The 22,171-nt window shown below is 45.4% G+C and carries 24 protein-coding genes; 19 read left to right on the top strand and 5 right to left on the bottom strand.

What is annotated here, in order from left to right; translation table 11 throughout:
• The first annotated feature begins 2 nt into the window (after positions 1-2).
• The 13 genes from AB4Z17_RS12145 to AB4Z17_RS12085 all read left to right on the top strand — a co-directional run bounded on the left by AB4Z17_RS12145 (position 3) and on the right by AB4Z17_RS12085 (position 13,606).
• The gene (locus AB4Z17_RS12145; protein ID WP_441910501.1) at positions 3-1,049 is read left to right on the top strand and encodes a type IV pilus twitching motility protein PilT; all 1,047 of its coding nucleotides are present in this window, start codon (positions 3-5) and stop codon (positions 1,047-1,049) included.
• On the top strand, positions 1,049-2,257 hold the full coding sequence (locus AB4Z17_RS12140) for a type II secretion system F family protein (protein WP_441959982.1): 1,209 nt from the start codon (positions 1,049-1,051) through the stop codon (positions 2,255-2,257). The genes AB4Z17_RS12145 and AB4Z17_RS12140 overlap by 1 nt, the downstream gene beginning before the upstream one ends.
• A gap of 73 nt (positions 2,258-2,330) precedes the next feature.
• Positions 2,331-2,837 (top strand): type II secretion system protein, encoded by a 507-nt coding sequence (locus tag AB4Z17_RS12135; protein ID WP_441959980.1) that lies wholly within the window; start codon positions 2,331-2,333, stop codon positions 2,835-2,837.
• Positions 2,838-2,941: 104 nt separating this feature from the next.
• Complete coding sequence (locus tag AB4Z17_RS12130; RefSeq protein WP_441959978.1) at positions 2,942-3,697, top strand: prepilin peptidase; 756 nt, start codon at positions 2,942-2,944, stop codon at positions 3,695-3,697.
• A 16-nt stretch (positions 3,698-3,713) separates the two neighbouring features.
• Complete coding sequence (pilM, locus tag AB4Z17_RS12125; protein WP_441959976.1) at positions 3,714-5,225, top strand: pilus assembly protein PilM; 1,512 nt, start codon at positions 3,714-3,716, stop codon at positions 5,223-5,225.
• Positions 5,218-5,817: a hypothetical protein gene (locus tag AB4Z17_RS12120; protein ID WP_441910496.1), complete on the top strand. Its 600-nt coding sequence runs from the start codon at positions 5,218-5,220 to the stop codon at positions 5,815-5,817. The genes pilM and AB4Z17_RS12120 overlap by 8 nt, the downstream gene beginning before the upstream one ends.
• 220 nt (positions 5,818-6,037) lie before the next feature.
• Positions 6,038-7,108, top strand: a complete 1,071-nt coding sequence (hemE, locus tag AB4Z17_RS12115) for a uroporphyrinogen decarboxylase (protein ID WP_441959974.1) — start codon at positions 6,038-6,040, stop codon at positions 7,106-7,108.
• Positions 7,101-8,054 carry a ferrochelatase gene (gene hemH / locus AB4Z17_RS12110; RefSeq protein ID WP_430054089.1) on the top strand — a complete coding sequence of 318 codons (954 nt, stop codon included), beginning with the start codon at positions 7,101-7,103 and terminating at the stop codon, positions 8,052-8,054. Before hemE ends, hemH begins: the two co-directional genes overlap by 8 nt.
• A gap of 5 nt (positions 8,055-8,059) precedes the next feature.
• Complete coding sequence (hemG, locus tag AB4Z17_RS12105; protein ID WP_441910493.1) at positions 8,060-9,526, top strand: protoporphyrinogen oxidase; 1,467 nt, start codon at positions 8,060-8,062, stop codon at positions 9,524-9,526.
• Between the two features lie 100 nt (positions 9,527-9,626).
• Complete coding sequence (locus AB4Z17_RS12100) at positions 9,627-10,919, top strand: CapA family protein (protein ID WP_441959972.1); 1,293 nt, start codon at positions 9,627-9,629, stop codon at positions 10,917-10,919.
• Between the two features lie 24 nt (positions 10,920-10,943).
• A complete protein-coding gene (locus AB4Z17_RS12095) occupies positions 10,944-11,705 on the top strand; it encodes a glycerophosphodiester phosphodiesterase (protein ID WP_441959970.1) in 762 nt (253 codons plus the stop codon).
• Positions 11,706-11,785: 80 nt separating this feature from the next.
• Positions 11,786-12,646, top strand: coding sequence for a DUF92 domain-containing protein (locus tag AB4Z17_RS12090; protein WP_076266814.1), 861 nt, complete (start codon positions 11,786-11,788; stop codon positions 12,644-12,646).
• Between the two features lie 465 nt (positions 12,647-13,111).
• Positions 13,112-13,606, top strand: coding sequence for a DinB family protein (locus tag AB4Z17_RS12085; protein WP_441959968.1), 495 nt, complete (start codon positions 13,112-13,114; stop codon positions 13,604-13,606).
• A 74-nt stretch (positions 13,607-13,680) separates the two neighbouring features.
• Here the strand turns inward: AB4Z17_RS12085 and AB4Z17_RS12080 are convergent, their stop codons facing one another.
• Positions 13,681-14,409 carry an SDR family oxidoreductase gene (locus AB4Z17_RS12080; RefSeq protein ID WP_441959966.1) on the bottom strand — a complete coding sequence of 243 codons (729 nt, stop codon included), beginning with the start codon at positions 14,407-14,409 and terminating at the stop codon, positions 13,681-13,683.
• 188 nt (positions 14,410-14,597) lie between these two features.
• Between AB4Z17_RS12080 and AB4Z17_RS12075 the strand changes: the two genes are divergently transcribed.
• Positions 14,598-14,945: a winged helix-turn-helix transcriptional regulator gene (locus tag AB4Z17_RS12075; protein ID WP_441910488.1), complete on the top strand. Its 348-nt coding sequence runs from the start codon at positions 14,598-14,600 to the stop codon at positions 14,943-14,945.
• A 73-nt stretch (positions 14,946-15,018) separates the two neighbouring features.
• Here the strand turns inward: AB4Z17_RS12075 and pepF are convergent, their stop codons facing one another.
• The 3 genes from pepF to AB4Z17_RS12060 all read right to left on the bottom strand — a co-directional run bounded on the left by pepF (position 15,019) and on the right by AB4Z17_RS12060 (position 17,552).
• Complete coding sequence (pepF, locus tag AB4Z17_RS12070) at positions 15,019-16,809, bottom strand: oligoendopeptidase F (protein ID WP_441910513.1); 1,791 nt, start codon at positions 16,807-16,809, stop codon at positions 15,019-15,021.
• A gap of 194 nt (positions 16,810-17,003) precedes the next feature.
• Positions 17,004-17,186 (bottom strand): hypothetical protein, encoded by a 183-nt coding sequence (locus AB4Z17_RS12065; protein WP_076266818.1) that lies wholly within the window; start codon positions 17,184-17,186, stop codon positions 17,004-17,006.
• A gap of 132 nt (positions 17,187-17,318) precedes the next feature.
• Positions 17,319-17,552 carry a hypothetical protein gene (locus tag AB4Z17_RS12060; RefSeq protein ID WP_076266819.1) on the bottom strand — a complete coding sequence of 78 codons (234 nt, stop codon included), beginning with the start codon at positions 17,550-17,552 and terminating at the stop codon, positions 17,319-17,321.
• Between the two features lie 56 nt (positions 17,553-17,608).
• Between AB4Z17_RS12060 and AB4Z17_RS12055 the strand changes: the two genes are divergently transcribed.
• The 3 genes from AB4Z17_RS12055 (at position 17,609) to AB4Z17_RS12045 (ending at position 19,695) form a co-directional block, all read left to right on the top strand.
• Complete coding sequence (locus AB4Z17_RS12055; protein WP_441959964.1) at positions 17,609-18,400, top strand: class I SAM-dependent methyltransferase; 792 nt, start codon at positions 17,609-17,611, stop codon at positions 18,398-18,400.
• Between the two features lie 83 nt (positions 18,401-18,483).
• Positions 18,484-18,681, top strand: a complete 198-nt coding sequence (locus AB4Z17_RS12050; RefSeq protein WP_054024152.1) for a cold shock domain-containing protein — start codon at positions 18,484-18,486, stop codon at positions 18,679-18,681.
• 294 nt (positions 18,682-18,975) lie between these two features.
• Positions 18,976-19,695 carry a YebC/PmpR family DNA-binding transcriptional regulator gene (locus tag AB4Z17_RS12045; protein WP_441959963.1) on the top strand — a complete coding sequence of 240 codons (720 nt, stop codon included), beginning with the start codon at positions 18,976-18,978 and terminating at the stop codon, positions 19,693-19,695.
• A gap of 133 nt (positions 19,696-19,828) precedes the next feature.
• Here AB4Z17_RS12045 and AB4Z17_RS12040 read toward each other — a convergent pair whose 3' ends face one another.
• Positions 19,829-21,016 carry an MFS transporter gene (locus tag AB4Z17_RS12040; RefSeq protein ID WP_441959962.1) on the bottom strand — a complete coding sequence of 396 codons (1,188 nt, stop codon included), beginning with the start codon at positions 21,014-21,016 and terminating at the stop codon, positions 19,829-19,831.
• 134 nt (positions 21,017-21,150) lie between these two features.
• Here AB4Z17_RS12040 and AB4Z17_RS12035 point away from each other — a divergent pair, with 134 nt between their 5' ends.
• Positions 21,151-21,468: a hypothetical protein gene (locus AB4Z17_RS12035; RefSeq protein ID WP_076266822.1), complete on the top strand. Its 318-nt coding sequence runs from the start codon at positions 21,151-21,153 to the stop codon at positions 21,466-21,468.
• 23 nt (positions 21,469-21,491) lie between these two features.
• A partial coding sequence (locus AB4Z17_RS12030; protein WP_441959960.1) for a DUF2600 family protein occupies positions 21,492-22,171 on the top strand: 680 nt, incomplete at its 3' end.

Below are 22,171 nucleotides of genomic sequence, written 5' to 3'. Positions count from 1 at the left end.
ACATGTCTGCAAAAGAGAAAATAATGGATCTGCTTAGGCAAGCCCATGAGCAGAAAGCATCCGATCTTCATATCTCGGTTGGTTCTGCCCCAACATTTCGGGTAAACGGCGGTTTAAAAGCAAGTGGAGTCGAGCCTGTTAACTCAGAGGAAGCTATGGAAATGGCGGGTTCGATGCTTAATGAGCAGCAAATGAAATTTTTTCAGGATCAAGGGGAGATTGATTTCTCCTACAGCATGACGGGCTATTCCCGTTACCGGATTAATATTTATCGGCAGCAGGGCAATGTAAGTATTGCGGCAAGATTAATACCGACGCAAATTCCTACACTGGAGCTGCTTCAGCTTCCACAGATGATTGCGCCTCTTGCCAATAAACCTCAAGGGTTAATTCTTGTGACGGGCCCGACTGGGAGTGGGAAATCGTCAACGCTGGCTGCATTTTTAGGTTATATCAATCGAACGCAGAAGAAACATATTATTACGCTGGAAGATCCGATTGAGTACGTACATAAGAGCGAAGGATCGATTATCGATCAGCGCGAGGTAGGCAGTGACACAAGAAGTTTCTCCAATGGCTTGCGTGCTGCGCTCAGGCAAGATCCAGATGTGATTTTGGTAGGGGAAATGCGAGATTTGGAGACGATTGCTGCTGCCGTAACGGCTGCAGAGACAGGCCACCTCGTGCTGGCTACATTACATACTACGGATGCGCCTCAGACGATTGATCGTATTATCGATGCTTTTCCAGGTCATCAGCAGGCGCAAATTAGAGCACAGCTAGCTGCGGTTCTAGTGACAGTCATATCTCAACGTTTGTTTCCTCGAATAAACGGTCAAGGCAGAATTGCTGCGACAGAAATTCTAGTCAATACTCCGGCAGTAGCAAACTTAATTCGTACAGAGAAGGTTCATCAAATTAGAAGCGTGATGCAGACAAGTCGAGCGTTAGGGATGCATACTCTCGATATGTCGATTAAGGAATTGCTGCAAAAGGGCATGATTGATCCGCTGGTAGCCAAATCTTATTTGGTGGAGGGAGGACTCTAATGCCGCAATATAACTATCAAGTCAAGGCAAACACCGGACGGCTGATTAAAGGCAAGCTCTCGAGCATGGATAAARCTTCTGCAGTGGAGGAGCTCCGTAAACGAGGCTTAAAGGTGTTGTCGGTTCAAGAGGTTCGATATACGGTTTTATCAACCGAGCTATACATTGGGAATCCAGTAAAAGGGATTCATTTCATTATTTTTTGCAGACAGTTTGCAACGCTCATTCGTGCAGGTGTTACACTCGTCGAGTCAACCGCCATTTTGTCTGAGCAGACGGAGAGCAAACCACTGAAAAAGGCTTTAGTTGATGTGAACTCGTCTTTGCTAAGAGGGGTTTCGTTCTCGCAAGCAGCGCAGGATCATAAGAGGATTTTCCCGCCTATGTTCATCAGCATGGTTCGCGCAGGCGAGGARACGGGAGATTTAGAGGGTACGCTGGATCGTCTTGCTGTATTTTTCGAAAAAGCACATACGACGAAGGAAAAGATCAAATCGGCGATGACCTATCCGATTGTAGTTGGCATAATGTCTCTCGCGGCGGTCGTTTACTTGCTTCAAGGTGTTGTGCCGCAATTCGTCACGATGTTCGCTTCATTTGACGCTGAATTGCCGATGATTACGAAAGTCGTATTGTCATTAAGCGATAGTATATCTAATCAGTGGTATATATGGGTGCTGGCTCTAGTAGCTGTCCTCACTGCCTATCAATTTGCGATACGCTCGGAGCGAGGAAGTTACTTTATTGATTATGCGAAGCTGAAGATTCCGATTTTCGGCAAGCTGCTCCAGAAGGGCGCCATCGCACAAATGACTAGGACACTTTCTTCCCTGTATGCGAGTTCCGTGCCGGTATTGCAGTCTCTGGCTATCGTAGAGCAAGTAGTTGGCAATAAGGTTATCGGAGAAGTAATTCGCAAATCAGGAGACTCGTTAAGACAAGGTAGTCCGTTATCCGATCCGCTCAAAAAATCTTGGGTGTTCCCGCCGCTCGTTACGCAAATGATAGCGGTCGGAGAAGAAACGGGAGCGCTCGATCAGATGCTCTCGAAAGTAGCTGATTTTTATGAAATGGACGTCGACAACACGGTTGACCGTCTTAAGTCATTAATTGAGCCGCTTTTAATCGTATTTCTGGCTGGCGTTGTTGGTTTGATCGTTATGGCGATCATGCTGCCGATGTTTAGCTTATATTCTACTGTTGGGTAAGCGCAGGATGCGATGAGTCCGCTCATCTATCTGCTGCTATTCATAAATAAACTATTTTCAGGAGGAATTACAAATGCAAATGTTATTGAAACGTTTTAAGAAGGAAGAGAAAGGTTTTACGCTAATCGAGCTATTGGCAGTAATCGTTATTTTGGCTGTTATCGCGGTAATCGCGGTTCCTTTGATTGGTAATATTATTAGTAAAACTAAAGGTGATGCTGATGTAGCGACTGCTCGTCAGGTTTATGATGCGGCTCGGTTGTATGTTACTTCTGAATTGAACGGTGATTTTAAAGGCAAAAAAATAAAAGTAGTAGGTAATAGCACTACTGAAGGTCTAGTAAGTAAAGGTTACCTTGAACCGCAAATTATGCTTCCTAGTAATAAAGAGCCATTAACAAATGGTGAGGTTATATTTGATGGAAATGGTAATCTAACTTCAGTAACGTTAGCAACGGGAGGCACTGCGGCTGCCCCAACAATTGCAGATGGATCTCTTCTTACAGGCGCCACAGATAATATTACAACTGCAGGTAATAAACTTTATATTGGTGCCACTGTACTAAAAAGTGGGAAATAGTAGATGAGGTTACGGGAGAGTAACTAATGATTAATTAGTTACTCTCCCACAATAATAATTTTAATGATGCAAGATTTTTAGAAATAAGAAAGCGACCAATAACCATGAACCTACTAATCTCCACCTACCTATTCATCCTCGGCCTCATCTTTGGCTCTTTCTTTAATGTAGTAGGACTACGAGTTCCAATGAAACAATCAATTGTTAATCCGCCTTCGCAGTGCCCGAATTGCGGGAACCGCTTGAAAGCTAGAGATCTTATCCCTGTACTAAGCTGGCTGTTTGCCAGAGCAAAGTGCAGACAATGCAGTGTTCTAATATCTGTTGTTTATCCGCTTGGAGAATTAACGACAGGTCTTTTGTTTTTATGGATATACTTAACTTTTGGAATTTCGTGGGAAATGGTAATTGGTTTATTGCTCGTCAGTATGGGAGTAATCATCACCGTTTCTGATTTGAAATATATGCTTATTCCGAACCGGATTTTGCTTGCTTTTGCGCCGCTGTTTATCATTCTTCGTCTTATTTATCCGCTGGACTCCATTTGGATTCATGTGTGGGGAGCTCTGCTTGGCGGGGGTGTTCTGCTRCTGGTCGTAATAGTGACTCGCGGCGGGATGGGAATGGGCGATGTGAAGCTGATTATGCTGCTTGGCTGGATTATTGGATTTAAAAATTTAATTCCAGCTTTCATGATTGCTTGTTTAGCAGGTACTCTCGTAGGTGGGGCTCTCTTGCTGCTGCGTATCGTGCAGAGAAAACAGCCTATACCTTTTGGCCCTTTTCTTGTGTTTGGCGCATTATTAGCCTTTGCTTATGGCGAGGATTGGATTTCGTTTTACTTATCGATATTTGAGTAGCAGGATGTGATGATTAATGATTACGGGATTGAACCGAATAGGTTTGACAATCGATCATACAGGTGTTCGATATGTGAAAGCGAAGAAGAAAAAGGGTTGGGAAATCGAAAAAAGCGGCTTTTTGCCTTTTGCAGCAGGATTAATAGTAGAGGATCAATTTACAGCGGTTGAGGAGCTTCGAAATCAGCTTAAGCACTGGGTAAAAGCTGAAAAGCTAACAGGGGCATTTGTTACTGTGTCGATACCGACTTCTCAAGTGATTATTCGTAAGCTTTTTATTGAATCGTCAAATGCAAAGGAATTAAAGCAGCTGATCGAGCTTGAAATCGAAACAGCCCTTCATTTGCCTTTTGAAAAACCAGTATACGACTATGTGATCATATCTTCAGCAAATGATAGAAGTGAAGTGCTCGTTTATGTGTCGCCGCTCAAATGGATTCAGCAGTGCGTGGCACTATTAGAGGGTGCAGGTCTAAAGGTAAAGTATGCTGAATTAGCTTCTACTGCTCTAGCACGGGCTATTAAAGAGAAAAATGATACAAAGCTAGAGAGCACGATGCTGATTAATTTGGATGATTCGAATATTGAAATTTATATGTTCCATAATAGCCAGCCCGTATTTATGCGAGTCATGAATGAATATGAGCAGCTAGCGATCAAAGAGACGGGACTTGCTCCTGAATTAATAGCTAGCATCAATGCGGAAATTTCGAGACTATTAAACTTTTATCAATATAGTATTCACGAGGGCCAATCGAAAATAACGCATACGCTTGTAACGGGCAATGTCATAGGAAAAGAGCAGCTCATTAGTGAGTTCAGCTTGCTGCAGCCGGACATGCTGGTTGAAAGCCAAAGCTTTGCTTCCTCATCACCTCAGATGAAGGGCAATGAAGCGGACGAATACCGCATGGCGTTTGGACTTGCGATTAGAGAAAACAAGGATAAGGCTATAAATCTTCTTCCAGAGAGAAGCATTAACAAGAAGCAATTTTCTGCTCAGCTTGTCGTTGCAAGTGTCCTTTGGTTTGCATGCCTGATCGTCATTGTGTCCTTGTATGCAGGGGCTAGCTCTAGTCTGCAAAAGCAAACGAAAGCAGCTGACGCTCTGACGCAAAGCAATGCTTTATTAGAACAAGAGCTCGCTAATTTAAACAAGCAAAGTCAGCTCGATGTTGATCCGGAGTCAGTTATTAAGAGCATTCGAGAGCATCGACAAGATGCCGTCGCTGTCCTTGATCAATTGCAAGACCATTTGCCAGCACTCGCTGCTATTCAAACGATGGAGTACAGCAAGCCGGGCTCCATAGCACTTATTGTGAAATTTGTTGATATGAAGGATGTTGCTGATTATTTAAGTGTTTTAAGAACGCTGCCTTTTTCAGGCGGAGCGCTGCTTCAAGGCTTTACAGGGACAGAAACGCAGCAAATCGCCCGCTTCGAGATGAAATGGAAGGGTCAGCTGGAAAGCGAAACGCAAGATACTACGGGAACGACAGAAGAAGGAGGAGTTGCTGCTAATGGATAACAACAAAAACCATTCGCTCATCATCCTCGCGATCATGCTGATGTTTCTCATTTTGCTAGTTAGCTATGTGACGATGCTTCAACCGGCTTATAAGAAGCTTGGGGACAAAAAAGATCAGGTTGTTCAGCTGCAAAAAACGACCGAGCTGCTGACCAAAGCTCTTAGCAACAAAAAGGAAAAAGGGAAGTTGCCCGAGCAAGAGATTCAAGCGACTTTGCCGCTTTGGGACAATACGGAGCAGATGATCGTCAGTTTGAAGGAGATCGGACTGAGCACACAAACAAAGCTGAGCAGTGTTTCATTTAGTGTATCGGAAACGAACCAACTGAACACTTTAATTGGAACTAAAGAACCGATGTACCCAAGTGTAAAAGAGTTGAAGACGCAGTTAGTCATACAAGGCAGTTATGAACAGATACGGAGCTGGCTTGTTGAGGTTCAGAAGCTGCCACGTTTGGTCATCGTTGATAATATCCGATATTCAATGGCGATTAGCGGATCCATTTCTGCAGAAATTTCAATTACAGCCTTTTTTGATCCTTCGTATGCGTTTATGCTTGATAATCCGGTTTTGCCAAAAGCAGCTGAATAATGCTGCTGCTAATCACGAATAAATAAAAGCGCGAGTACGATTTGGTGTTGATTTCCAAGTCTTTCGTGCTTTTTTTATTTGAACATTCATACATCCTTCATGCAAGCTGCTGCTGATTGTCATACTATTGTCATAGGAAGTGGAGTGTCGGCGGTTGTTAGGTTTGCGGAAAAAGGGCATAATGGAAGCATAGGAAAATACATAGAAATGGGGAACGGGAATGTCTTATAACGACCGTTTCATACGGGCTTGCCGGAAGGAACAAGTAGATCAATTACCTGTATGGTACATGCGACAAGCGGGACGATATGATCCGGAGTATCGCAAAATAAAAGAGAAGTATTCTTTGCTTGAAATATGCAAACAGCCGGAGCTTGCGGCTGAAGTAACGATGATGCCGGTTCGTAAGCTAGGTGTCGATGCAGCTATTTTGTATTCTGATATTATGAATCCGGTAGCATCTATCGGAATTGATTTTGATATCGTAGCTAATATTGGACCCGTAATTGCGAACCCGATTCGTTCGGCTGCTGATGTTGAGCGCTTGAAGCCGATTGATGTGGAGGGCGATCTAGGCCATGTCATTGAGACAATTCGGATACTGGACCGTGAGCTGGAAGTGCCGTTAATTACGTTCGCTGGTGCGCCATTTACCATCGCCAGCTATTTAATTGAAGGAAGGCCATCCAAAAACTATTTGCGTACGAAAGAAATGATGTACAGCGAGCCGGAGCTATGGCATGAATTGATGCGTAAGCTTGGCGACATGGTCATCACTTATTTGCGCGCGCATATCGCGGCAGGCGGTAAAGCCTTTCAATTGTTCGACAGCTGGGTAGGCGCTTTGACGCCAGCGGATTTCCGGAAATTTGTCTTGCCGACGATTGAGCGTATTTTTGCAGAATTGTCAGACTTGCCGCAGCCGAAAATTTACTTCCCAGGCGTAAGCTCAGGTGAACTGCTTCCCGAACTATTAAATGTCAAATCAGATGTTATCGGTCTCGACTGGCGCGTTTCAATCGCAGAAGGCCGCCGGAGACTGGATCATGGCTTTGCCGTGCAAGGCAATCTAGATCCTACCATTCTGACTGCGCCAATTAGCGTGATTGAGTCCTATGTGAAAGAGATCATTGACAGCGGAATAGAGGAGCCAGGATTTATTTTCAACCTTGGTCATGGTTTGTTCCCTGAAGCATCACTCGAGAAGCTGGCTCAGTTAACTGCATTCGTACAATCGTATTCTAAAAAGGCAATCGCTGCACGCAGCCATAAGGAGACTAGTCATGTCTGAGCATAAAGCGAAACAAATAGGCGTACTTGTAATGTCCTACGGAACGCCGGAATCGATGGATGATGTTGAAACGTATTACACGCATATTCGCCGTGGCAATGCACCAACTCCTGAGCTGCTTGCTGAGCTAAAGGGTCGTTATGAAGCGATTGTTGGCGGGGTTTTCCCGCTGCGTGAAAATACGAACGGTCAGGTTGCCGGCTTGCAGGACAAACTAGAGCAGCTGGCTCCTAATAAATTTACATGCTATCAGGGCTTGAAGCACGCAAAACCGTATATTGAAGACGGTGTTGAGCAAATGGCGAAGGACGGCATTACGCAAGCGGTGGGTATCGTACTTGCGCCACATTTTTCAACGATGAGTGTGGGCAGTTATATTAAGCGTGCGGAAGAAAAGGCGAAAGAGCTAGGTATCGCGATGACTTTCGTAAAGCAATACCATATGCATCCGAAATTGCTTGAGGCGCTTACGGATCGAGTTGTAGCTGGATTAGAACGCTTGGACGCTGCTACAGACGGTGAAGAGCGTGTGAAGGTACTCTTTAGCGCGCATAGCTTGCCTGAAAAAATTCGTGAGCTTGGTGATCCTTATGAGCAGCAGCTGCTTGAAACATCCGCAGCGGTTGCGAAAGCAGCTAACGTGAAGGATTGGCAGTTTACTTGGCAAAGCGCAGGACGAACAAGAGATCCTTGGCTTGGCCCTGATATTTTGGAAACATTGCCAGTGCTCGCTGAAGAGGGTGTAAAAGCAGTACTTGTTGCACCAGTTGGTTTCGTATCAGATCATTTGGAAGTGCTGTACGATCTTGATATTGAAGCCCAAGCTGCTGCGAAAGAGCTGAATATGACTTTGGATAGAATTGCGATGCTGAATCGCGATCCTTTATATATGGAAACATTGGCAGAATCGGTCATCGAGGCTTTGGACAGCCAAGGGAAGGAATGAATGAGATGCGGAGAATCGGAAAACCTGATCGAATTGTCATTATTGGCGGAGGGATCAGCGGACTGAGCTCCGCTTTTTATTTGCAGCGGGAAGCGGAGCGGCAAGGCAGGGAGCTGGAGATAACCATCGTAGATGGGGCTCCTGCCTTAGGCGGAAAAATTAATACGCTGCAGCGTGACGGGTTCGTCATCGAGAAAGGGCCGGATTCTTTTTTGGCGCGCAAGCTTGCCATCATTGATTTGGCGGAGGAGCTAGGCATAGCGGACGAGCTTACGACAACGAATCCAGGAGCGAAAAAAACATATATTTTGCATCAAAGAAAGCTGTTTCCGATGCCGGCGGGGCTCGTGCTTGGGGTTCCGACTGAAATTGGGCCGTTCGTGAAAACAGGCTTATTGTCATGGGGCGGCAAGCTGCGAGCGCTGATGGATTTGGTGCTGCCTGTTCGCAAGGAGCAAAGCGATGAGTCGCTTGGCGGTTTTTTGGAACGGCGAGTAGGCAATCAAGTAATGCGGCGCATCGCAGAGCCGCTGCTAGCAGGTATTTATGCAGGTGATCTGAAAAAGCTAAGTCTGCAAGCTACGTTTCCGCAGTTTGCCGCGTCAGAGCGCAAGCATGGCAGCCTTATTCGCGGCATGCAGCATAACCGTAAAGTGAGTGCTGCTGCAGGAGCGCTTCCAGCCGTCGCAAAGGGTGGAACTTTTTTGACGTTCAAGGGTGGTTTGTCTTCGCTTGTTAACGCACTAGATAAAGCTTTGAGTAAAGTGCAGCGACGACTCAGTACAAAAGTTGTGGAAATTAAACGATGTGCGGATCTAGCATTAAGCAGCGATCAAGCTGTTTCGAGTGCGTCAGAGGGAGCTCGTTATGAGGTTGTCCTTGATAGCGGCGAGACGCTGTGGGCGGATCAAATCGTGATGACGGCACCTGCATATAACGCGGCAGAGCTGCTTGCGCCTTTGACAGAAGTTAATGAGCTGCGCGCTATTAATTATGTATCCGTTGCGAACGTCGTACTGGCATTTGATAAAGCGACGTTTGGGCTCGATTTTGACGGATCGGGATTTGTAGTGCCTCGCTCTGAAGGTTTGCAAATTACAGCTTGCACATGGACATCAAATAAATGGCTGCATTCGAGTCCGGAAGACAAGGTGCTGCTTCGCTGCTATGTCGGACGGTCGGGTGATGAAGAAAGTGTTAGACTTCCGGATGCTGAGCTTATTAAGGCTGTACGGCGAGATATTGAAGAAACAATGGGCATAAAGGCAGAGCCTTTGTTTGTTGAAATTACGAGGTTGCCGCGCTCCATGCCGCAATATCCGGTGGGTCATGTTGAGAATATGAAACAGCTGCGAGAACGCTTCGAACAGGAGCTGCCAGGAGTTTGGGTTACGGGTGCAGCATTCGATGGAGTAGGTCTTCCGGACTGCATAAGACAGGGCAAGGAAGCTGCTCAGGAACTATTAAAGTAAGCTCGCAATAATAGTTCTCCCCGCGAAGGTGGATCATTGCTATAATGGAAGAGTCTAGCTATTCATAGACTTTGATTCTATTAAAGAGGAGCCATCTTCCATGCACATATCACGTTCTGAARCGCATCAGCAGGATAGGTCTAAACGTAAAAAGAGGCTTCGAAGACTCATTTTCGTTAATTTGTCGCTGCTAGGCATCATTATCATCATATTAGGTGCCTGGCTTGCGGCTGAAAATTCAGATAAGCTCAAAGGGTTGTTAAGCTTCGCGAGTAATGGGAATAAAGGACAAAATCAAACGGTTAACACAGGTGATAAAGGTTCAGAAAAAGAGCCGGATTTAACAGAAGACGTCGATTTGTCTGGAAATGATACAGGGTCCAATCTACCAAATGAAGAGGAAGATACTTCTGCTGTAACGGATCCTAACGGAGCCGGCAGCGAGGAAGAGAGAGTCAGCCTTTCCTTTGTAGGGGATTTGCTCGTTGCTGATTATGTGAGCGCCATCACTGCCCGTGAAGGCTATGAGTATCTCTATCAACCTGCCATGCTGTACTTAAGCGAACCGGATCTGACGGCTGGCAATTTGGAATTTCCAGTAACGAAGCGTGGTACTCCGGTAACCGGAACGCCATATGTGTTTAAAGGTTCGCCTGATGTTCTTCCATCGATACGCAATGCAGGCTTTGATGTTTTGAGCTTAGCTAACAACCATGCGCTTGACCAAGGTGTTGAGGGCATGCTCGACACGATGAAATATTTGGATGAAGCAGGCCTATCGCATATGGGGGCGGGCAATAATGATACCGAGGCTTTCACTCCGGTGATCAAAGAGGTTCGGGGCATTAAAGTAGCTTATATTGGCCTCAGCAGAGTCGTGCCGTTCTCTTCATGGAAAGCGGATAAAAATACAGCAGGATTAGCTGAAACCTATGATACTCGGCGTGCTACTGAAGCGATTGCGAAAGCAAAGAAGGAAGCCGATATCGTTGTCGTGATGGTGCATTGGGGCAAGGAACGAGTCGATCAGCCCGAGCCTTATCAAAAGGATTTTGGCAAACAATATATCGATGCGGGAGCAGATCTGGTGATCGGAAGCCACCCGCATGTGCTGCAAGGCTTCGAAATGTATAAAGGCAAATGGATTGCATACAGTTTAGGAAACTTTATTTTTAGCTCATATCCCAAGGAGACAGCGGGAGAGACTGGTGTTCTTGACGCTGTATGCACAAAAAATGGGGATTGCGAGATGACGTTTCATCCGATGTTTACAGTTAATGCGCAGCCTACCCCACTCGAGGGTGAAAAAGCAAAAGCGTTACTCGATCGGCTAACATCGGTCTCCTTTGGCGTAAAGCTGAACGAGGATGGACGCATTACACCTGAAAAATGAGCCGAGTGAGAGGATGAGCGTTTAATGAAAAATCCGTGCGTAGCGCACCGAGGCTGGTCTAGCCGCGCGCCGGAAAATACGATGGCAGCTATACGATTGGCGCTCGCTGATCCGCTAATTGAATGGATTGAAATTGATGTTCATCTTTCAAAGGATCATGTACCGATGGTGATTCATGATTACACGCTGCGCAGAACGACAGATGGAAAAGGCGATGTGAAAAAAAAGACGGCTGATGAGCTTGCAGCACTGGATGCGGGCAATTGGTTTTCACAAAAGTATCAAGGCGAGCATATTCCGACGCTTGCTCAGGTGCTTAAAGAATCAGTCGGACATTGCAAGCTTAACATCGAGCTGAAGACAGACGGCATCCGTTATCCGTTGATCGAGCAGAAGGTGCTTGAATGTATACAGGCATATCAAGCAGAAAGTGAAGTAGTCATCACGTCCTTTCATGAAGGGACATTATACCGAATGAAGCGCCTATGCAGCCAAATTCGTACCGGTATTATTATAGACGGCTGGCGGAATTCGCTGCCTAAGGAGCTAAAAGAGCTTGGAGCAGATTTTTTATCGATCAGCTATTCCAAGCTAAACAAGGAACGAGTCGAGCTACTGAAAAATGCAGGCATTCAAATTATGGCCTGGACGATCAATGAGAAACGTACGATCCGTAAAATTGCTGCACTTGATCCGGAATTATTAATATGTACAAATTACCCGGAACGCTGGCATGAGCTGCGGGCTGAAAGCATGGAATTAGAAGTAGTGAATAGAAAAAAATGATTAAAAATAATAAATAGAGTGCAAAGAATAAGATAGCAAGCATTTATGGGGTTGTGAATAAGCAGGAGGTTGCTCGCTAGATGGTAGGATGGATAGATGAATGGTGGTTGCGTCTGATTATCGGTTTAGTGGGCAGCTGCTTTATTGCGGCAGCAGCCTATCATGTGAAATCATTGTCTGCTTCAGGCGCGTGCTCGGCGATCGTAATGGGAACCGGCTTCGTAACACTAGGTGAACCGGTCTGGTTTGGGTTATTGATCGGTTTTTTTGTTTCATCGAGTGTATGGTCGAAGTGGAAGAGAAAACATAGAGCGAAGGAAGCTGCTGAAGCCAAATATGCGAAGACGGGCCGCCGTGATGCAGGGCAAGTATGGGCAAATGGCGGCGTAGGACTCCTATTATGCGCCGCTCATGCAATTTGGCCTGATGAGGGGTGGCTATTCGCGTACATCGGCGTGATGGCTGCTGTAAACGCGGATACATGGGCCACGGAGATCGGGGCCTTAAGTAAGACGGCGCCGCGATCGGTGACGAGCGGCAAGCCGGTCACGCCTGGAACGAGCGGCGGCGTCACGCCGCTCGGCAGCGCAGCAGCGCTCGCAGGCGCCGTGTTCATCGGCGCCGTTGCCGCGCTGCTGCTTGCGGCCCCGCAGCCAGCAGAGGCTGCTGCGGGTACGCTTGGCGGCGCGGCGGCGGTATATATCGCCGCAGCGGCCGCCGCTGGCCTGGCCGGGGCGTTCGCCGACTCTTTGCTCGGCGCAACCGGCCAGGCCATGTATCGCTGCCGGGTATGCGGCAGCGAGATCGAGCGCGCCGCGCATTGCGGCAGCGCGGCGGAGCAAGTGCGCGGCTTCGCCTGGCTGAACAACGACAGAGTGAACCTTCTGTCGTCGTTATTCGCAGGCGTGCTAGCATGGGGGATCGGTCAAGTTTTTCTGTGACCGATGCGAATAGCTATGTGAAAAGACTGATCAGGATGAAGAAATTCATCTGATCAGTCTTTTTTAACAAACCCGCGCAATAAGCACAAATATGCGCTTACAGCACCAAAAGTAACCTTACTACCTGTCTGTAAGAACACATACGTGCTTACAGAGCAAATTCAGCGCATGAGCAACCTCAAACCCGCGCAATAAGCACAAATATGCGCTTAAAGCACCAAAAGTAACCTTACTACCTGTCTGTAAGAACACATACGTGCTTACAGAGCAAATTCAGCGCATGAGCAACCTCAAACCCGCGCAATAAGCACAAATATGYGCTTACAGCACCAAAAGCAGCCTAATTAGATGTATGTAAGAACACATACGTGCTTACAGAGTAAATTCAGCGCATGAGCAACCTCAAACCCGCGCATTTAGCACACAAATGCGCTTACAGCACCCGAAATCCAAGGAGGGACTCTTATGAACGACAGTTTTAATCGAGAGTGGTTAACCAATAAATTTGAAGAAATCCGAAAAAGAATGCTGAAGGCGATCGATCAGCTTGATGATGACCAGTTGAATTGGCAGCCTGATCTCGCTAGTCACAGCATATCGATGTTGATCAATCATATAGATGGCAATATTGAAGAGAGAATCGTAAAAGGCATTTTACGCGAAGACAATAAAAGAAGCCGTGACAATGAGTTTAAACCTGAATATGTAAAGAAGGCAGTCTTGCAAAAGATTATTCAGGATAGGCTGCAGCTAGTCATCGATACGATTCAGACGATTTCGGATGAAGCGTTGGAACAAACCCAAACGGTGAGGAACCGGGAAAGAACGAACTTGGATATGCTGCATCAATGTACTGCCCATTATTCTGAACATATGGGACAACTATTCTATATTGCAAAACTATGTTTGAAAGAGGAATACACATCCACTTCAGTGGTTCGCCCAAAGTCATACGAATAGATTGCAGAACCAAAAGATTCATTGCCATTGCTAAGGAATCTTTTGGTGTTATCCGAGCTCTACAAAATACCTGCTTAACGCAAAATATATCCGCCATCAGGAAAAAGGGTGCTTCCAGTTGTATACGTATTAGTCATTAAATAAATCGTAGTATGGGCTGCTTCGTCAGCTTGACCGATTTTGCCTAACAGATTGATTTTTGCATAGGCATCATAAGACTGGTCTCTGACTTCCTGCTCTGCACCTTCCCAGTTGAAATTCGTATGGATGGTGCCGGGAGATATAACGTTGACACGTATCGGAGCAAGTTCAACCGCCAGCGCTTTGCCAAGACTTTCGATAGCGCCGTTGCAGGCAGCATAGGAAGCGCCGCCCTCAAGCGGCCGTTGGCCAAAGGCACCGGACATGAGCACAATTGAGCCATTCGAATTAATAAATGGAGCAGCGTATTTCACCGCATTGTACTGCGGCCAAAATTTTGAATTGAAGCAGCTGTGTGCAACCTCAACACTTGACGTAATTGGTCCTCGAACATAGGAGGCTCCCGGTGTAAACAAATGGTCGAAATGACCGATCTGCTCGAAAAAAGACAGAAGCGCCAGTTCATTCTTGTTATCTAATGCATAGGCTTCAACATGCTCATGGCCTAAGTACTGCCGTGCAGCATCCAACCTTTCTTTGGACCGGCCGGCAATGACAACTTGAGCCCCTTGCCCTATCGCTTGTTTTGCAGTCGCTAAGCCAATTCCTGAGCTTCCTCCGATAATGACGATACGTTTATTTTTTAATGAAAAATTAGACATGATCATGTTCTCCTTTTGCAGTCAAATCACTTCTAATGTTTATTATTCATGACAAAAACAAGACTGCCAAGTACGCACTTTGTTCGTACTTAGTACGAAAAATCGTACTAATCATAAAAAAATATAATGACTGGAACTAACGTGCGCATGCAAATAACATGCGGTATGATGATAGTGGAGGGGATACGATGATTACGGATTTGAAGGAACCAAGGCTAAAAGGTGTACTTACCACCCTTCATATGATTGGCGGGAAATGGAAGCCGCTTATATTGTTTATTTTATTAATTGACGGGACCAAACGATTTGGTGAGCTAAGACGGCTTATTCCTGATGTCTCGCAAGGCACGCTTGCGAAGCAGCTTCGCGAGCTGGAAGAGGATGAGCTCATTACCCGTGTTATCTATCAAGAAGTGCCTCCGAAGGTGGAGTACAGCATTTCTGAACACGGAAGAACACTGACCTCGGTGCTAGACAGCATGTGCGGCTGGGGTAGGGAGCATTTGGCTTACGTTAATACGAAAGAAATAAAATAATCAATCCAGCTTCTCAAAAATAAACAGCAAAGAGACCGTCAAGCAGGCTTGACGGTCTCTTTACGTATTTCGGTTATTTCGTCAATTGCTCCATTTGACCAATAAGCTCTTCAAAGACGCTCATTGCTTGCTCAATTGGCTCAGGTGAAGACATATCCACGCCGGCTTTTTTCAAGATATTAATCGAGAAGTCTTTGCCGCCGCTTTTGAGGAAGCCAAGATAACGCTCAACCGCAGGCTCGCCTTCCTCCAAAATTTGTTTGGAGAAGCTGGTTGCAGCTGAGAAGCCCGTTGCATATTTGTACACATAGAAGCTGTTATAGAAATGGGGGATACGAGCCCATTCCATTTCAATGTCTTTATCTACGACCATGCCTGAGCCGTAGTACTGAACGTTAAGATCGTAATAGATTTTGCTAAGGTCTTGCGGCGTTAACGAATCGCCTTGCTCCGTGCGCTCATGGATGATTTTCTCGAACTCTGCAAACATCGTTTGACGGAATACGGTTGTACGGAACTGATCCGCATAATAAGTGAGCAAATACATTTTTTCTTTTGGATCAGTTGATTTGTTAAGGAGATAATCCATCAACAAAGCTTCGTTTAATGTCGAAGCAACCTCAGCAAGGAAAATCGTATATTGTGCGTCGCGGTAGTTCTGATTTGTATCCGAATAATGGGAATGCAGAGCATGACCCATTTCGTGCGTCAATGTGAACATGCTGTTCAAGTTGTTATTATGATTGAGCAATACATACGGATGCGTGCCGAAAGCGCCCCAGCTATAAGCACCGCTGCGTTTGCCTTCATTCTCGTACACATCAATCCAGCCATTATCGAAGCCCTCTTGCAGCACCTTCAAATAATCTTCGCCCAGTGGCTTCAAGCTTTCTTTTACTGTTTTTTTGGCTTCCTCATACGTAATGTCCATTTTAAACTCGTCAACGAGCGGTGCGAACAAGTCGTACATATGCAGCTCATCCAAACCGAGCAGCTTTTTGCGAAGCTCCATATAACGATGCATCAATGGCAGATGCTTATGAATGGTGTTGATAAGGTTTGTATATACTTCCTGCGGAATGTTGTCACCATAAAGGGACATATCCAGCACGGAGTCATATTTGCGAGCTTTTGCATAAAAGCTGTTTTTTGTAACGTTAGCCGTCAATGTTGTAGCAAGTGTGTTTTTTAACTTGCCGTATGTTTCGTACACTGCTTTAAATGCCTCGCGGCGTACGTCTTGGTTTTTGCTCTCAAGAAACTGTATGTAACTGCCGTGTGTCAGCTCAACCAATTCGCCTTTTTCGTTTTTCACTTTTGGGAATTTGAGGTCTGCATTGTTCAGCATGCTGAAGATTGTACCAGGAGCGGAGCTCATATTGCCTACTTGTGCAAGCAGCGCTTCCTCGTCTTTGGATAAAATATGAGCTTTCTGGCGACGCATTTCTTCGAGTGTGTGGCGGAATTTGGCAACGGATTCGTTGGTTATCAATTGCTCCAGCTGCTCATCGGATAGACTGAGAACCTCAGGTGTGATGAATGATAATGCTTCGCCGGATTCCACACTTAGTTTTTTGGATTTCTCGGAAAGAGCCTGATAAGTAGGTTCTGCCGTATCCTCATGATGCTTCATATTTGCATATACATAAAGCCGTTCAACATGCAGTGACAATTCGTCTTCAAGCTCGAAGCAAGCTTTAAGCTGCGCGACGTCGGCTAATTTGCCTTGGAATTCGGATATTTTTTTGATTAATCCTTTTGCTTCTGCATATTCCTTGTCCCATGCCGCTTGGCTTGCGAAAATATCCTCTAGCTTCCAGCGGGTCTCAGGTGCCGATTCTGAACGTTTAGGTACGTGATTCATCGAATTCCTCCTTGGTATGGATAAGGTTGGTAAAGCATGCTCTGCATGTGCCGCGGTCTCATTTGTAGCGGAAGCACCTGGCACGAGGCTTAAAACAAGCAGCAGGGGAAGCCATTTCATCCAGTTATCACCTCAGGACACAGTTTGTTTCTACTATGTCCGTACGGGATAATGAATATTCAGCTGCCTGCCGGCTAAGCTGTACCCATTGTGAAAAAAGCATATACGATCAGAAAAAACGCAAATGCAATAAATCCAATGGATACAAGCGCAAGACCTCTGCGTATGCCAGGAGGCAAGGTATCTCGTTTCATGATAACGATGGCTCCTAGCGCAAAGGCTGCAATAATGAAAATAACTGAAGCGGTAGCATCCATTTGAAGGTAAGTCCTCCTGATTGTAAGCTGGCCTCAAAAGGCAGCATTCTAATTTTACCTATGCACAAATGCGTAACGATATGTTCGCCGCGATGTGTGAAATATCCTGCTGATTGGTTAGAAATAGACTGCTTATACTTCCTTTAGCGCACTCATAATGGATGCTAGTTCATCTTCGCGTCCAACAAAGTCAGCTGCGCGAAACCGATTCTGTGCCCAGTGAAGCATCTCAGGGCGGCTAATAAAAGTATGTGTGTCCTCGCCCCATTGATCAGAAATTTCCCGAACAATAAGTGTTTTGCCTTGAACTTCAACCGTCAACATATTGTATTTGTCGGTCTTGTAAATTTCGTGTTTCTTAAACATGCGTAAATTCCACCCTTATAGTAGTTAATTATGGTATTCTTATCATCATAGCCATTATGTCGGCGGTAATCAATACGACGCTGCAAGAAGAAGCTATAGCTGTAACGAGAATAGTTGAGATGAGACGAGCAGAGGAGAGTGCAAGAATGAGTAAACAGGGCTATGAGCAAATGGGAGTCGCTATGACTTGCAGAAGCTACGAAGAGTATTTAAGGATGTTTGATTTACAGCAGGAGGATCTTGCTAAAGGGGAAATTCTTGATGTTGCAGCCGGGGGTTCATCATTTACTGCAGAAGTAAACGAGAAAGGTTTTTCAGCAACTGCTGTTGATCCGCGCTACGGGGCAGGAATTGAGCAATGGATTTCTGAGGCTGCTGAGGAAATCGAAACATCAACGGCGAAGATTGCAAAAATTCAGGAGCATTTTGACTGGAGCTATTACGGGTCGGTTGAGAATCATCGAGCTGGACGCGAAGCATCCATTGAGCGATTTAAAGCCGATGTATTAAGAAACGAGAATAAACAAATCTATATAGATGGCAAGCTTCCAGAGCTGCCCTTCAAGGAAAATCGCTTTTCACTCATTTTGTGCAGCCATTTTATGTTTTTGTATGCGAATCAATTTGGTCATGAATTTCATTCGCTGGCTGTTCTGGAACTGATGCGTATTTGTAAGCCAGGCGGTCAAATTCGAATTTATCCGCTTATATCGCTTAACTGGGAACCTTATTCGGAACTAGATAACCTGATTGCGATGATAGCTCCTAACGGAGGGCGCACAGAGCTTGGAAACTCAAATCTTCCGTTTATCCCTGGATCTAGTCAATATTTGAAAATTTTACTTTAATTGCTTTTTTGAAATGGGATAGCTATAATAATTTTACTCGCACGTTCAAATAAAACGGCGGTCATATTTAGGAGGTTGTTCAATTGAAAGGAACAGTTAAATGGTTTAATGCAGAGAAAGGCTACGGCTTTATCCAAACAGAGGGCGGAGAAGACGTATTCGTACATTTCTCAGCGATTCAAAGCGATGGCTTCAAATCTTTAGATGAAGGGCAAGCGGTTGAATTCGACATTACTGAAGGTAACCGCGGTGCTCAAGCGGCCAACGTCATTAAACTATAGGAAAATGTGCGAATGGAGAGGGTTCCCTGGAAGCAGGGAGCCCTTTTTTAATATGAACATATTACCATTAACAGTATTTTTAGATTCTAATGTCAGCCTTTTATAAATAATCAAAGCATTTTTTATATATTTTGAAGCTGGACTATTAAACCATCTTTGCAATACGAATTTCCAAGCCATAATCAGATCAATAGATAACGTGAAATAACCGCCGTTTGCGCTTGCTTTCATTGACCAAGACCTGTTTGCAATGATAAACTGTTGCTTGGAAACTTTGTCAGGGGAGCGAGCATAATGAAATTTAAATTGTTCAAAGACCGTAAAGGAAAGGCCGATCAGGCTAAAAATAACAAGTTCGTCAAGCTTGGACGTGAAATTTATGTACAAGCCCGCAGAGGCGGACCAAACCCAGACGCGAACTTTGGTTTGAAAACAGCGATTGCCAACGCAAGAGCGGAGCAAATGCCAAACGATAATATCGAGCGTGCGATCAAGAAAGCAGCTGGTGCAGGCGATGGCGTCGAATACGATGATATTATGTATGAGGGTTATGGCCCAGGCGGCGTAGCTATTATGGTTAAATGCTTGACGGATAATCGGAATCGTACGGCAGCGGACGTTCGTTCTGCGTTTAATAAACGTGGCGGCAATATGGGTGAGAGCGGCTGTGTAGGTTATATGTTCGACCATAAAGGATTGCTTGTTGTCGATCGTGATGCTCATGAGACAGATGAGGATACGATGATGATGGTTTCGCTTGAAGCTGGAGCTGAGGACGTTATCGTCAATGACGACAGCTTTGAAATTTTGACACATCCGCATGAGTTCGAGCAGGTGAAAAATGCGCTTGAGAAGGAAGGGTACACCTTCGTAAATGCTGGCGTGCGCTGGCTTCCGCAAACGATTGTTAAAGTCGACGGCGAAAATGCGGAGAAGCTGCTTAAGATGATGGATGCTTTTGAAGACAACGACGATGTGCAGGATGTATACTCCAATTTTGAAATTGTAGAATAGTATCTGCGTAAGCAATAAAAAAGGCTGCTCCAAGCGTAGGTGATACGCCTTCTGGAGCAGCCTTTGTTTAACTATAAGAAATGATTTCATTTGTGACACTGAAGGTGTTTTTGCTTGGATGAACTAGAGCTCATTATCGGTTCGTGCGACTGAAAAAGTATCTTGTTAGGAAGGCAGCTGCTGCAACCAGTGCTAAGGCAGCTCCCATACGAAAGAAGGTCTCGCGTCCGAAATGCTCATAAATATAACCGCCGAACATGCCGCTGATCACACCGGCAAGTCCAGTCCAGACAACGGCATAAACGGCTTGGCCGGATGCGCGGAACTCGTCGGGAATCAGGTGGGACAAATAACGCAGCGCAGTTGAAAAATAAATGCCGAACGAAACGCTGTGCATGGCTTGGGTAGCAATTACCCAGCGTGGATCTTGAATGTCGCTTAGCAGCCATAGTCTGACAGCATACATGATGGATGCGATCATAAGCAGCGGCAGCTCCTTAAATTTATGGCCGTATTTGCCGAGCAGAAACAAGATCGGAATCTCGCTCATCGCGGACACGAGCCATGCAAGTCCAACCAAAGAATCGCTTGCTCCCATTTGGCGCATGGTGACGGCAAGAAATCCCTCGTACATACGGTGCGGGATCGAAATGGTCAAAATAATTAAAAAGAACAATAGGACATCGCGCTGGCGAATAAGCTTAAAGAATCCAGAGAAATCGATTTTACGAGCGCTTCCTTGATAGTCTCTAATTCTCGTCGTTAAGGCGAGGGTGATGGCTATGGTACAAAGTGCTAGCGGAAGCGTCCACTTTGAGCCAATTTCTTTTAGAATAAGTCCGAACGTATAAGCCGTTACTGCAAAGCCAAGCGAGCCGAATATGCGTATTAAAGCGTATGGCGTTCCGGTGTACTGACTTGATAATAGCAGCAGACTGTCACTTAATGGATTAATAGGTGTCTGAAAAAAATAAAAGCCCATCATAACAAGGCAAACAAGAGCAAAGTTCTCAATAGGGAAAAGCAATGAAATCATGACAAGCTGCCCAAATAACAGAATCATAAGCAGTTTTTTTATCGTTCTGAATTTGTCGCTGGCTATCCCAAGAAGGATATTCGCAAAGATTGATATGAACGGTCCCGTTGAGTAAATAATTCCAATTTGYTGCTCAGAGAAACCTCTATCCAAAAAGTATAACGGGATAAAGGAAACAACCATCGCAGCGGTAGAATAAGAAGAGAAGCTGTAAATTCGCAGTGAAAGTGTTTCCTTGCGTGCAGTCGAAGAGCGCTCTGCTTGCGCAATCTCAGATGTGTCCATCTTTTAAAGCTCACTCCATCTCTTTACAAAAACAATATGGTTCTCAGTATAACATGGATTAGTTATCGAACCAATGAGATTTGAAGCTGGATTATTATGAGCTGAGATGATACATTTAGAGGCGGAGGTTTACAATGGGTGCTTATCGTTTTGACTGGAATGAACGGCTTCGGATCCGTATTCCCGTGCTGGAAATGGAATGGGAGCAGTATGCAGCAGCTGTGCAGCTTGCGATCGTAGAGCAGTGGGAACTCATTCGTGGGACGATCCCCGATCGCGTGAAAGAGTTTGAAGCGTTCATCAATGAAAAGCAGGCAAAGCTGTTTGAAGAAGATAGCTTTGAGCAATCCTGTATACTAAACTATGAAATTGCCGATTATGCAAGTAGGATAAACGACCTTCATATTTGGTATCGCCTAGAGCAGCAATTAGAGCCGCGCTGGCATTCATGAACGATTTTGAGGAGAGGTGCATCATGAGATTGACGACTTTGACAGGCCATCGAGTGCCCCAGAGCCCACTAAAGCTCATGCATCGCGTATATAAATATGTACTTCCCGAAGTGGCGCGAGAGCTCGAGCAACATCGCGTATTTGCACTGCGAATACCAGATGCTGAGCTGCGAACACAAGCTCTTAGCAGTATGGACAGCAAGAAGTTTCATTGCCAAGGCGGCGGAGTTTATGCAGCGGCGAACTTAGAGCACAGACATGTGCTCATACCGTTAATTGTTGCGCTGCAGACCATTAGCGACTATTTGGATAATCTATGTGATCGCAGCACCTCTCTTGATCCGAATGATTTTCGATTATTGCATCAATCGATGCTCGATGCCGTCAATCCCGAGGCTCAGCTTCAGGATTATTATGCATTTCGTGATGAAAAAGATGATGGCGGTTATTTGCATCATCTGGTTCGAACTTGTCAGATCCATGTCGCGCAATTGCCTTCCTATGGAAGTGTTCAACAGCATGTGATTGAGCTAGTCACTTTATATGGCGATTTGCAGGTGTACAAGCATATACGCAAGGAATTGCGCGAGGAGCATTTGTTTGCATGGTGGGAGCAGCATCGAGGGAACTATCCAAACCTGAAATGGAATGAATTTGCTGCGGCATCAGGTTCGACGCTGGGCATGTTTATGTTGTTTCTTTC

Origin of the sequence: Paenibacillus sp. TAF43_2 (assembly GCF_052113545.1) — a bacterium.
Classification (GTDB): Bacteria; Bacillota; Bacilli; order Paenibacillales; family Paenibacillaceae; genus Pristimantibacillus.
Note: the sequence above shows the minus strand (reverse complement) of the source record. Positions and strands in the feature narration are given on the sequence as shown.

Bases quoted from the DNA above. Each gene is read 5' to 3' on its own strand.
- AB4Z17_RS12145 (WP_441910501.1), top strand. From the start codon at position 3: ATGTCTGCAAAAGAGAAAATAATGGATCTGCTTAGGCAAGCCCATGAG.
- AB4Z17_RS12135 (WP_441959980.1), top strand. From the start codon at position 2,331: ATGCAAATGTTATTGAAACGTTTTAAGAAGGAAGAGAAAGGTTTTACG.
- pilM (WP_441959976.1), top strand. From the start codon at position 3,714: ATGATTACGGGATTGAACCGAATAGGTTTGACAATCGATCATACAGGT.
- AB4Z17_RS12120 (WP_441910496.1), top strand. From the start codon at position 5,218: ATGGATAACAACAAAAACCATTCGCTCATCATCCTCGCGATCATGCTG.
- hemE (WP_441959974.1), top strand. From the start codon at position 6,038: ATGTCTTATAACGACCGTTTCATACGGGCTTGCCGGAAGGAACAAGTA.
- hemH (WP_430054089.1), top strand. From the start codon at position 7,101: ATGTCTGAGCATAAAGCGAAACAAATAGGCGTACTTGTAATGTCCTAC.
- hemG (WP_441910493.1), top strand. From the start codon at position 8,060: ATGCGGAGAATCGGAAAACCTGATCGAATTGTCATTATTGGCGGAGGG.
- AB4Z17_RS12095 (WP_441959970.1), top strand. From the start codon at position 10,944: ATGAAAAATCCGTGCGTAGCGCACCGAGGCTGGTCTAGCCGCGCGCCG.
- AB4Z17_RS12090 (WP_076266814.1), top strand. From the start codon at position 11,786: ATGGTAGGATGGATAGATGAATGGTGGTTGCGTCTGATTATCGGTTTA.
- AB4Z17_RS12085 (WP_441959968.1), top strand. From the start codon at position 13,112: ATGAACGACAGTTTTAATCGAGAGTGGTTAACCAATAAATTTGAAGAA.
- AB4Z17_RS12080 (WP_441959966.1), bottom strand. From the start codon at position 14,409: ATGTCTAATTTTTCATTAAAAAATAAACGTATCGTCATTATCGGAGGA.
- AB4Z17_RS12075 (WP_441910488.1), top strand. From the start codon at position 14,598: ATGATTACGGATTTGAAGGAACCAAGGCTAAAAGGTGTACTTACCACC.
- pepF (WP_441910513.1), bottom strand. From the start codon at position 16,809: ATGAATCACGTACCTAAACGTTCAGAATCGGCACCTGAGACCCGCTGG.
- AB4Z17_RS12065 (WP_076266818.1), bottom strand. From the start codon at position 17,186: ATGGATGCTACCGCTTCAGTTATTTTCATTATTGCAGCCTTTGCGCTA.
- AB4Z17_RS12060 (WP_076266819.1), bottom strand. From the start codon at position 17,552: ATGTTTAAGAAACACGAAATTTACAAGACCGACAAATACAATATGTTG.
- AB4Z17_RS12055 (WP_441959964.1), top strand. From the start codon at position 17,609: ATGTCGGCGGTAATCAATACGACGCTGCAAGAAGAAGCTATAGCTGTA.
- AB4Z17_RS12045 (WP_441959963.1), top strand. From the start codon at position 18,976: ATGAAATTTAAATTGTTCAAAGACCGTAAAGGAAAGGCCGATCAGGCT.
- AB4Z17_RS12035 (WP_076266822.1), top strand. From the start codon at position 21,151: ATGGGTGCTTATCGTTTTGACTGGAATGAACGGCTTCGGATCCGTATT.